We start from the raw sequence: 9,430 nt of genomic DNA on the forward strand, positions 1-9,430 counted from the left end.
AACAGCGGCTCAACAACCACAACCGAAGAGCACGCGCTACGGATGCGCACACCCACCGTCTCCGGCAGGAGGGAGCACTCAGAACATGTCCGGGCACCAAGGCCGCCTGGACGTACGCAGCAGGGCGTCGGCCACACGGGCGGCGCCCGCTCGTTCTTCCCGGACCCGCCCGAGCGCGGCCAGCCGCACGGCCGACTCGTCACCGAGCCACAGCGTCGCCAACTCGCCCACGTCGAGCACGAGGTGGGCGCTCTCGGTGGTCGGCGCGCAGGACGCCCCGTCCGGCCCGGCCTCCAGCCGCCACCGCCCGCCGGCCGGTCCTCCCCGGTCCACGACCTCCAGCACCAGCGTCCCCCGCCCCTCGTACGCGCGCGACTCCAGCGCCCGTACGACGTCCAGGATCCGCACCCACAGCCAATCCGCCTGCGTGGTGATCCTGGCCGCGCGCGGGTCCGGCAGGAGGTGCGGGAGCAGGTCGTCGGGAGCGCGCCAGCCGCTCTTCACGGTCTGGACCCAGTCGATCGAGCACAGGTAGCGCCAAAGGGCGCGCTCGGCACCCGGCGTGACGGCCAGCAGCCAGTCGACCGTCGCCGTGTTCAGCGGCTGCTTTGCGTCGCCCCAGTGGTCGTCAGCCCGGTACGAGGCCAGGCCCTCCACCTGGCCGTCCGCCGAGCGGTACAGGGCGTAGCAGGGCTCGGTCCACGGGAGGGCGGACAGGTTGACGGCGCCGGTCCGAACCTGCCACCACAGGTCGGTGCGGCTCACCGCACCCGGCTGGGCCCGGCGCAGCCGCTCGTGCAGTTCGGGGCCGAGCTTGCGGACGTCCTCTCCGTCCACGAGGTCGATCCGGCCGCCGTCCTCCGGGGCGGCCCAGCGCGGGTCGAGACGGGCCCGGGGCACGTCGACGGTCCACTCGGTCATCGTGGTCGCGGGCCCGAAGCCGTACCGGCCGTAGATCGGGTACTCGGCGGCGATCAGGGTGGCGACGACGTCCCCGCGGTCCTTCGCGGCGGCCAGGTCCCGCGCCATCATCCGGGTGAGCAGACCGCGGCGGCGGTGGGTCGCGGTGACGGTGACGTTGGAGATCGCGTCGGCCTGGAGGAGGGTGCCGCCGACGGCGGTGATCTCCTGGTCGAAGGACCGGAAGGTCGCCACGCACCGGTCGCCGTCGAAGGCTCCGAGGAGCCTGCCGGGCACGAACTGGCGGCGCCGGGCCTCCAGCTGCTCCGCAGCGACCGCGGGCGGCTGGAGGAATCCGGTGTTCAGGGCCCGGTTCCAGTCGGGGAACTCGGCCTCGGTGACGGTACGTACGTCGATGTCGGTGCGGCGGGTCATGCGCTCACGGTAGGTCGACGCGGGTGGCGGCGTCGCGGCAATTCCGTGGGACCGGCCGGTCAGAACGCCGCCCGGATCTCCCCCACCTCGCGCCCGCCGCCCAGCAGGGGCGCTCGGCCGATGCGGTCGACCACGGGGCCCTCCACGCCCAGCAGCGTCAGGGCACGGGCCAGCACCGGGCCGAGGGCGCGGGTCGCGCCGTCCTCGACCTTGAAGGCCAGGGCGCGGCCGTCCGGCAGGGCCACCGCCTGGACGGCCTCCGCGCCCATCTTGGAGAGGGTGCCGGGCACCTCGCGCATCAGCCAGGTGTCGGGGCGCCGAGTGCCGGCGACGTACTCGGGGTGCGCGCGCATGGCGTCGGCGACCCGGCGCTCCGGCGTGCCGGGCTCGGCGCCCGCGAAGGTCCGGAAGGCGCGGGCCAGCCCGGCCAGGCTGATCGCCATCAGCGGCGCCCCGCACCCGTCCGTGCCGACGGCGGAGACCGGCTCGCCCGCCGCGTCCTCCACAACCCTGTGGATGATCCGCTGGAGCGGGTGCTCCGGGTCGAGGTAAGTCTCCAGCGGCCAGCCCCGCTGTGCGCAGACCGCCAGCATCGCGGTGTGCTTGCCGGAGCAGTTCATGGTGACGGGGTCGGCGGCCGCTCCGGAGGCCAGGTACGTGTCCCGCTCCTCGGGGTCCAGCGGCAGGTCGGCGGGGCACTGGAGCTGGGCCGGGTCCAGGCCGTGCTCGTCCAGCATCTTGCGGACCAGGTCGCGGTGAAACGGTTCTCCGGAATGGCTCGCGGCAGCCAGGGCCAGCCGCTCCCCCGCGAGGTCCAGGCCGGCCCGCAGGACGCCGGCCGCCTGCATCGGCTTGTTGGCGGAACGCGGGAAGACCGGCGCCGTCACCTCCCCCAGCGCCAGCTCCACGGCTCCGTCCGCGGCCAGGACGACCAGGTCGCCCCGGTGCCGCCCTTCGACGAAGCCCGACCGGACGACCTCGGCGAGGACGGGCGGCACGACGGGTGAAAGGGCGGACGTGGGGGCGGACTGGGGCGGCTGGGGCGCGGACATCGGACGGTGGCCTTCCGGACGGGTGACCCACCGCGGCGACGGTCCGGGGTCACCGGGCCTCTGGAGGGCGGCCCGGGAGAGCCGCCCCTCGCGTCACACGAGCAGGTCGTCGACTTGTGCTTCCCCTTCACGGTACCGGCGTGCGATCTCGGCGCTGCAGTCGTCCGCGGTCCGCTGGAGCCGCTGCCTGCGCCGGGAGATCTGCTGCTCGTAACGGACGAGCCGGCCCATTCCGGTGGCCAGCTCGGTGTCGGTGCGGGCCGTCAGGTCGGACAGCTCCACCTCGCCGAGCATCTCCGCGGCCAGCCGCCGGCACTCCTCGCTGCGCGGGGTGGCCAGCGTCACATGGCGGGCTGACGAACGCTGGCGGGCCGGTGCGTCCGCCAGGATCTCCGACAGCCGTTCCACCACCGACCCCGTCGCCGCGGTGGTCACCACGGACGACGACGCCGGGCTGCGCCGCGCCAACTCCGCGCGCAGGATGTCGATCCGCCCCTGCAGCAGCCGTCGTACGTAACTGAGGTCCGTCTCCTCTCGCTGGGCGTCCCGGCGCAGCGTGCGCAGTTCGGGCAGGCTCAGCGCGGTCAGCTCCTGCCCCGGCGGATCGGCCGGCAACTCCGGACTGTCCGTGCGCTGCACGGGCGGCCGGGGTGCCTCAAGGCCGCCCGGATATGTCAACGCGACAGCGCCGAGCGACTGCCCCGTACTCGTTGTGCTCATGTGCCTCTACCGTCCCCTCGACCGGCGTCTGGGAGCATCGTGCCACCACAAGTGGCCGCTATGTGACCGAGTGCCCACGATCGGCCCCGATCGGCCCCAGATGGGGGGTTAGGGAGCGAAAAGAAACTCCGTGCGGGTCCGCGTGCCCGGCCCTGGGGGGCGCACGGCATCATGACGGGATGCGTGCGGTAATACAGCGGGTGGACGGCGCAAGCGTCGTCGTGGACGGCGAGACCGTGGGGGCGATCGACGGCGAGGGCCTGTGCGTCCTGGTCGGCGTCACCCACGAAGACACGAAGGAGAAGGCGGAGCGGCTCGCCCGCAAGCTCTGGTCGCTGCGCGTGCTGCGGGACGAGAGGTCGTGCAGCGACATCGACGCACCGCTCCTGGTGATCAGCCAGTTCACCCTTTACGGCGACGCTCGCAAGGGCCGCCGCCCCACTTGGAACGCCGCCGCGCCCGGTGACGTGGCCGAACCTCTCGTCGACGAGGTCGTCACTCGGCTGCGCGCGCTGGGCGCGACGGTGGCGACGGGCCGCTTCGGGGCACAGATGCGGGTGTCGCTGACGAATGACGGCCCGTTCACGGTCCTCGTCGAGGTCTGAGCCGGCGTCCTACGGCTCGACGACCGTCTCCTGGGCCGCCGCCGTGTCCTCGGCAACCAGCCGGGCGTCCACCGGCACGTTCCGCTTCACCAGGGCGAGGGCGACCGGGCCCAGCTCGTGGTGGCGCGCGGACGTGGTGACGAAGCCGATCTTCCGGCCGTCGGGGCCGTCGTCCGCGAGGCGGACCTCCGCGCCGCTCGGCGGCAGGTGGACCTCGCTGCCGTCCAGGTGCAGGAAGACCAGCCGGCGCGGCGGCTTGCCCAGGTTCTGCACCCGGGCGACGGTCTCCTGCCCCCGGTAGCAGCCCTTCTGCAGGTGCACGGCGGTACCGATCCAGCCCAGCTCGTGCGGGATGGTGCGGTGGTCGGTCTCGAAGCCGAGCCGCGGCCGGTGCTGCTCGACCCGCAGCGCCTCGTGGGCAAGGATCCCGGCCGGCGGGCCGGCCTGCGCCGCGAAGGCCTCCAGCCCTTCCCTCGGCAGGAAGAGGTCACGGCCGTGGGGCGTCTCGCGGACGACCGCGCCCTCGGGGGCCTCGGCGATCGAACCGGCGGGCAGGTGCACGACCGCGGTGTCGGCGGTGCGGTCGGCGACCTCGACCCGGTAGAAGAACTTCATCGACTCCAGGTAGGCGATCAGCGCCTCCTGGGTGCCGGGCTCCACATGGGCCCAGACGGTGGTGCCGTCGTCGACGAGGTACAGGGCGTGCTCGATGTGGCCGTTGGCGGAGAGGATCAGCGCCTCGGTTGCCTGTCCGGTGGGCAGTTCGCTGACGTGCTGGGTGAGCAGCAGGTGCAGCCAGCTCAGCCGGTCCTCGCCGGTGACGGTGACGACACCGCGGTGGGAGAGGTCGACGAAACCGGTGCCGTCGGCGAGGGCACGCTGCTCGCGGAACAGGTCGCCGTAGTGAGCGGCGACGCCTTCGTCCACGCCCTCGGCGGGGACGGCGCCGGGCAGGGACAGCAGTGGGCTCTTCATACACCTAGCCTACGACTCGGTAGTTGAACCCTTCAGGGAGCAGTCCTCGCACCGGCCGAAGATCGCGAAATGCTTCATGTCGGTGTCGAAGCCGAACTGCTGCCGCAGCTCGGCGGTGAAGTCGGCGGCCACCGACAGGTCGGCCTCGATCACGTTGGTGCAGTCCCGGCACACCAGGTGGATGTGGTGGTGCCGGTCGGCCAGGTGGTAGGTGGGCGCACCGTGCCCCAGGTGGGCGTGGCTGACCAGCCCGAGCTCCTCCAGGAGCTCCAGCGTCCGGTACACGGTGGAGATGTTGACCCCCGACGCCGTCTTCCGCACTTCACCGAGGATGTCGTCGGGGGTCGCGTGTTCCAGGGTGTCCACGGCTTCGAGCACCAGCTGCCGCTGCGGGGTCAGCCGGTAGCCGCGCTGCCTGAGGTCGCTCTTCCAGTCGGTGCTCACCACACCCTTGAGTCTAGGCCCGGCGGCATTCTCACGGCATGACGGTGAACGTTCCCGCCGACAACGCCTCAGCGAGTGTGCGTCGGTACTCACCTGTCACCCGTGCGATTTCACGCTCGCCACCCTGACTCCCTCTCCGAGCCCCTCATCCGCGTGCCCGCACTGAGGCGACGACCGGCGCGCAGCAGACGCGGTCCCTCGCGCCCCTGCGTACGTTCGTCCACGCCTAAGGAGTGTTCGTGGCGATCCAGCGCCGGCCGCGAGATCCGGAAGATCCACGGCGAGGCGCGGGCTCAGCGGTTGAACAGACGAACGGGTGACTACTTGAAGAAGGCGATCCCGTCGTCCGGCATGTCGTCCGGCAGGGCCTTGGCCCAGCGCTCCACGTCCTCCGGGGTGACGACCTTCTTCAGGTGCGCCGACATGTAGGGGCGCAGCTCGACCTCGGGGGTCTGCTTCTCGCCGACCCACATCAGGTCGCTCTTGACGTAGCCGTAGAGGCGCTTGCCGCCGGTGTAGGGCTGCGAGGCGGCCGTGCGGGCCACCGCGTCCGTCACCAGGTCGATCTGGGGCTTCTGGTCGGCCATCTCGCCGTACCAGATCTCGATGACGCCGTCGTCGCGGACCATCGTGACCTCGACCTTGCGGTTCGGGTCGATGCGCCAGAAGCCGTGCTCGGACTCGAGCGGGCGGACCTTGTTGCCCTCCTGGTCCAGGACCCAGGTGTGGGACTGGTACTCCAGGAAGTCACGGCCGTCGTGGGTGAAGGAGACCTCCTGGCCGAAGTTGCACTTCTCGGCGCCGGGGAAGTCGTGCACGCCCGCCCCGGACCAGTTGCCGAGCAGGAAGGCGAGGGGCACGAGGTCCTTGTGGAGGTCGGACGGGATCTCGATCATGAGGGGTACTTCCTGGCGTCGGTGATCAGCGCTGGCCCTGGTACAGCTTCTTCACGGTCAGACCGGCGAAGGCGAGGACGCCGACGCAGACCAGGACCAGCAGGGCTTCGAAGAAGATCTCCACGGGGTGCTCCTTGAGCGGGGGGCATACGACAGGGCCGCCCCCAGCTTACGCGGCCCTTCCGGCCGCTTCCCGCCGGACTCCGCCCACGAAGGGCGGCCCACCCGGGCGCGGTGAACAGGAGCGCGCCGCGGGAGGGGTCCTTGCTGTCGCGGACGGGGACGAGGGAGGGGATGTCGGGGGCGACCTCGACGCAGTTGCCGCCGTCCTGGTTGCTGTAGCTGCTCTTGTGCCAGGTGATCGCGCTCAGATCGATGGCTCGCATGGCGCTTCCTCCAGCATCCGCTCGATGAACTCCCGCGACTCGCCCGGAGACAGGGACCTATCGCGCACCGATCGCATCGGAGCTGAAGCTGGTCGACCGCCGTCGCTTCCTGGACCAGTTCGCCCGAGTAGCCGGTCTCCACCCAGGCGACGATCCGCCCCGCACCGTGCAGGAACTTGGCGTCGGTGTTCGTCAGCGCGGGCAGGAGTGCCGGCGGGCGCAGCGGCTCGCGCCGCGACGGGACCGCTGCTCCCCTCTCCCCCGACTTCGCGGTGCCGCCGCTCCATCCGGACCACCCGCCGAGGCCCGCGGTGCCGAGGCGCCCGACCCGGCCCCGGCGGTGCGTCCGGCCGGACGGGGCCACGGTCAGCGGCCTGTTCACCGTCCTCTGCGTCGCGACGCTGCTGGTGACACTCGCCGTCGCGTACTGACGCCGCCCGCGCGGGCTACGCTTCCGGCATGGCGAAGAAGCTCGTGATCAAGGTGACGGCGGGGGCGGACGCGCCCGAGCGGTGTTCTCAGGCGTTCACGGTGGCGGCGGTGGCCGTGGCCAGCGGGGTCGACGTGTCGCTGTGGCTGACCGGGGAGTCCGCCTGGTTCGCCGTGCCGGGACGCGCGGCCGAGTTCGAGCTGCCGCACGCCGCGCCGCTGCCCGACCTGCTCGACTCGCTGCTGGCGGGCGGCCGGGTGACGCTGTGCACCCAGTGCGCCGCCCGGCGCGACCTGACCGAGAAGGACGTCATCGAGGGCGTGCGGATCGCGGGCGCCCAGGTCTTCGTGCAGGAGGCCCTGGCCGACGGCACTCAGGCGCTCGTCTACTGACCCTCACCGAGAAAGCGTGAGCACCCCAGCGGAAAGTGTCCTCGGGCCGCTCAATCGAGCGCCCCGAGGACAGCAGAGGACGAAGTGCTCACGCTGTCGTCGGTGACGAGACACGCAGACAGCCGCTCACTGCCCCATGACGTACGCCAACACGGTCGGGCCGGTGGTCCAGCCGCCGTCCACCGCGCGTTCCGCGCCCGCGCAGAACGCGGCGTCCGAGAGCAGGAAGACGACCGCGCCGGCTATCTCGTGGACCTCGCCCACCCGGCCCATGGGCGTGTCGGGGTACTCGCCCTCGCCCTGCTCGATGCCGAATGCCGCCGTCATCGGGGGTACGTCATTCCCGGGTGCACAGGGTCCACCCGGGGATGCGGGCGGCGCCCAGTTCCACGGCGCCGGCCTTCGTCAGCCCGCGCACGCCCCGCTCGGAGGCGCCGTAGCCCGCGGTGGGTCGTCGGGGGGGCTGGACCGGGGCTGAGGATGTCGCGCAGGAGGGACGAGGGGCGTCCGCCCCTGGGGCGCGCCCCACGGGTGGCTGTCTAGTGCCGCCCCTTCTTGCCGTCCAGCTCCTCCCACCACTCGTCGGACTGCGGGTCGCCGGAGGGGTCGTCCCACCAGCGGTCGTCGGGTCCGCGGCGATTGGCGACGACGGCCGCCAGCGGCGGGATGACCATGGCGACCACGCACATGGCGACGGCCGCGGGGACCGACCAGAGCCGGACGACACCCCAGGACAGGACGAACAGCGCGATGCAGATGCCCATCATCACGAAGTAGCGGTGCCGCCGCCGCGCGTACATGGTTCCAGCGTAGGTCCGCGCACGCGCCCCGGACATGCCGAGGGGCCGCACCCCGGGAGTCCAACCCGTGGGGTGCGGCCCCTCACCGCCGAAGCTGCCGTCAGACGGCGATCGCGACCTCCGCGAGGCCGCCCTGCTGGGCGACGACCGTGCGGTCGGCGCTGCCGCCGGGAACGAGCGCGCGGACGGTCCAGGTGCCCTCGGCCGCGTAGAAGCGGAACTGGCCCGTCGCGGAGGTCGGGACCTCCGCCGTGAACTCGCCGGTGGCGTCCAGCAGACGGACGTAGCCCGTCACCGGCTCGCCGTCGCGGGTCACCTGACCCTGGATGGTGGTCTCACCGGGCTTGATCGTCGAGGCGTCGGGGCCGCCGGCCTTCGCTCCGCACATGTCGTACTCCTGAGGGGTTGAGAGGGGGCGGGCTTACTTGTTGGCGCCGAGCTCGATCGGCACGCCGACGAGGGAGCCGTACTCGGTCCAGGAGCCGTCGTAGTTCTTGACGTTCTCCACGCCCAGCAGCTCGTGCAGGACGAACCAGGTCAGGGCCGAGCGCTCACCGATGCGGCAGTAGGCGATGGTGTCCTTCGCCAGGTCGACCTGCTCGTCCTCGTAGAGCGCCTTGAGCTCGTCGTCGGACTTGAACGTGCCGTCGTCGTTGGCGTTCTTCGACCACGGGATGTTGCGGGCGGACGGGACGTGGCCCGGGCGCTGCGACTGCTCCTGCGGGAGGTGGGCCGGGGCGAGCAGCTTGCCGGAGAACTCGTCGGGCGAGCGGACGTCGACCAGGTTCTGCGCGCCGATCGCCTTGACGACGTCGTCGCGGAAGGCGCGGATGGACGTGTCCTGCGGCTTGGCCTTGTAGTCGGTCGCCGGACGCTCGGGCACCTCGGTGCCGTCGACCAGCTCGCGGGCGTCCAGCTCCCACTTCTTGCGGCCGCCGTCGAGGAGCTTGACGCTGTCGTGGCCGTACAGCTTGAAGTACCAGTAGGCGTAGGACGCGAACCAGTTGTTGTTGCCGCCGTAGAGGACCACGGTGTGGTCGTTGGAGATGCCCTTCTTCGACAGGAGCTTCTCGAAGCCCTCCTGGTCGACGAAGTCGCGGCGGATCGGGTCCTGGAGGTCCTGGGTCCAGTCGATCCGGATCGCGTTCTTGATGTGGTTCTTGTCGTACGCGGACGTGTCCTCGTCCACCTCGACGATCGCGATGGTCGGGTCGTCCAGGTGGTCCTGCAGCCAGTCGGCGTCGACCAGGACGTCGCTGCGGCTCATGTTTTCTCCTCCGGGGCAGTTGCGGCGGGGCGTGCGGTGAGAAGGGTGTGCGCGCTCGGCCGGGGCGGCGCGCGGGTGCCCTGTGGGCAGGGCGGGCGAGGGGATACGGACGGCGGCGCCGCCGTCCG

General features: G+C 71.8%; 12 protein-coding genes and 2 pseudogenes. 3 read left to right on the forward strand and 11 right to left on the reverse strand.

What is annotated here, in order from left to right:
* Nucleotides 1–78 precede the first annotated feature (78 nt).
* From IE142_RS30335 to IE142_RS30345, 3 genes are all read right to left on the reverse strand, one after another.
* Nucleotides 79–1,335: a GNAT family N-acetyltransferase gene (locus IE142_RS30335; protein ID WP_191888706.1), complete on the reverse strand. Its 1,257-nt coding sequence runs from the start codon at nucleotides 1,333–1,335 to the stop codon at nucleotides 79–81.
* Nucleotides 1,336–1,394: 59 nt separating this feature from the next.
* Complete coding sequence (locus tag IE142_RS30340; RefSeq protein ID WP_191888707.1) at nucleotides 1,395–2,387, reverse strand: asparaginase; 993 nt, start codon at nucleotides 2,385–2,387, stop codon at nucleotides 1,395–1,397.
* Nucleotides 2,388–2,480: 93 nt separating this feature from the next.
* Entirely contained in the window at nucleotides 2,481–3,107 is a 627-nt protein-coding gene (locus IE142_RS30345; protein WP_191888708.1) for an RsiG family protein, read from the reverse strand.
* Nucleotides 3,108–3,286: 179 nt separating this feature from the next.
* Between IE142_RS30345 and dtd the strand changes: the two genes are divergently transcribed.
* Nucleotides 3,287–3,712 carry a D-aminoacyl-tRNA deacylase gene (gene dtd / locus IE142_RS30350; RefSeq protein ID WP_191888709.1) on the forward strand — a complete coding sequence of 142 codons (426 nt, stop codon included), beginning with the start codon at nucleotides 3,287–3,289 and terminating at the stop codon, nucleotides 3,710–3,712.
* Between the two features lie 9 nt (nucleotides 3,713–3,721).
* Here the strand turns inward: dtd and ygfZ are convergent, their stop codons facing one another.
* The 4 genes and pseudogenes from ygfZ to IE142_RS37065 form a co-directional block, all read right to left on the reverse strand.
* Nucleotides 3,722–4,687 carry a CAF17-like 4Fe-4S cluster assembly/insertion protein YgfZ gene (gene ygfZ, locus IE142_RS30355; RefSeq protein ID WP_191888710.1) on the reverse strand — a complete coding sequence of 322 codons (966 nt, stop codon included), beginning with the start codon at nucleotides 4,685–4,687 and terminating at the stop codon, nucleotides 3,722–3,724.
* A gap of 9 nt (nucleotides 4,688–4,696) precedes the next feature.
* Nucleotides 4,697–5,134: a Fur family transcriptional regulator gene (locus IE142_RS30360; protein WP_191888711.1), complete on the reverse strand. Its 438-nt coding sequence runs from the start codon at nucleotides 5,132–5,134 to the stop codon at nucleotides 4,697–4,699.
* A 317-nt stretch (nucleotides 5,135–5,451) separates the two neighbouring features.
* Complete coding sequence (locus tag IE142_RS30365) at nucleotides 5,452–6,027, reverse strand: heme-binding beta-barrel domain-containing protein (protein WP_100048751.1); 576 nt, start codon at nucleotides 6,025–6,027, stop codon at nucleotides 5,452–5,454.
* 272 nt (nucleotides 6,028–6,299) lie between these two features.
* Nucleotides 6,300–6,413, reverse strand: a pseudogene (locus IE142_RS37065) (DUF397 domain-containing protein); the annotation flags it as partial.
* Between the two features lie 176 nt (nucleotides 6,414–6,589).
* Here IE142_RS37065 and IE142_RS30375 point away from each other — a divergent pair.
* Both IE142_RS30375 and IE142_RS30380 read left to right on the forward strand, forming a co-directional pair.
* Nucleotides 6,590–6,844: a hypothetical protein gene (locus IE142_RS30375; protein ID WP_229831005.1), complete on the forward strand. Its 255-nt coding sequence runs from the start codon at nucleotides 6,590–6,592 to the stop codon at nucleotides 6,842–6,844.
* 28 nt (nucleotides 6,845–6,872) lie between these two features.
* On the forward strand, nucleotides 6,873–7,235 hold the full coding sequence (locus IE142_RS30380; protein ID WP_191888713.1) for a DsrE family protein: 363 nt from the start codon (nucleotides 6,873–6,875) through the stop codon (nucleotides 7,233–7,235).
* 126 nt (nucleotides 7,236–7,361) lie between these two features.
* On the opposite strand, the pseudogene IE142_RS37570 reads toward IE142_RS30380, so the two are convergent.
* From IE142_RS37570 to IE142_RS30400, 4 genes and pseudogenes are all read right to left on the reverse strand, one after another.
* A pseudogene (locus tag IE142_RS37570) lies at nucleotides 7,362–7,683 on the reverse strand (SDR family oxidoreductase); the annotation flags it as partial.
* Between the two features lie 91 nt (nucleotides 7,684–7,774).
* A complete protein-coding gene (locus IE142_RS30390) occupies nucleotides 7,775–8,035 on the reverse strand; it encodes a DUF3099 domain-containing protein (protein WP_191888714.1) in 261 nt (86 codons plus the stop codon).
* A gap of 100 nt (nucleotides 8,036–8,135) precedes the next feature.
* Nucleotides 8,136–8,423 (reverse strand): DUF1416 domain-containing protein, encoded by a 288-nt coding sequence (locus IE142_RS30395; protein ID WP_100048746.1) that lies wholly within the window; start codon nucleotides 8,421–8,423, stop codon nucleotides 8,136–8,138.
* 33 nt (nucleotides 8,424–8,456) lie between these two features.
* Nucleotides 8,457–9,302, reverse strand: coding sequence for a sulfurtransferase (locus IE142_RS30400; RefSeq protein WP_191888715.1), 846 nt, complete (start codon nucleotides 9,300–9,302; stop codon nucleotides 8,457–8,459).
* Nucleotides 9,303–9,430 lie beyond the last annotated feature (128 nt).

It is taken from the genome of Streptomyces mutabilis (assembly GCF_014649815.1).
GTDB lineage: Bacteria > Actinomycetota > Actinomycetes > Streptomycetales > Streptomycetaceae > Streptomyces > Streptomyces mutabilis.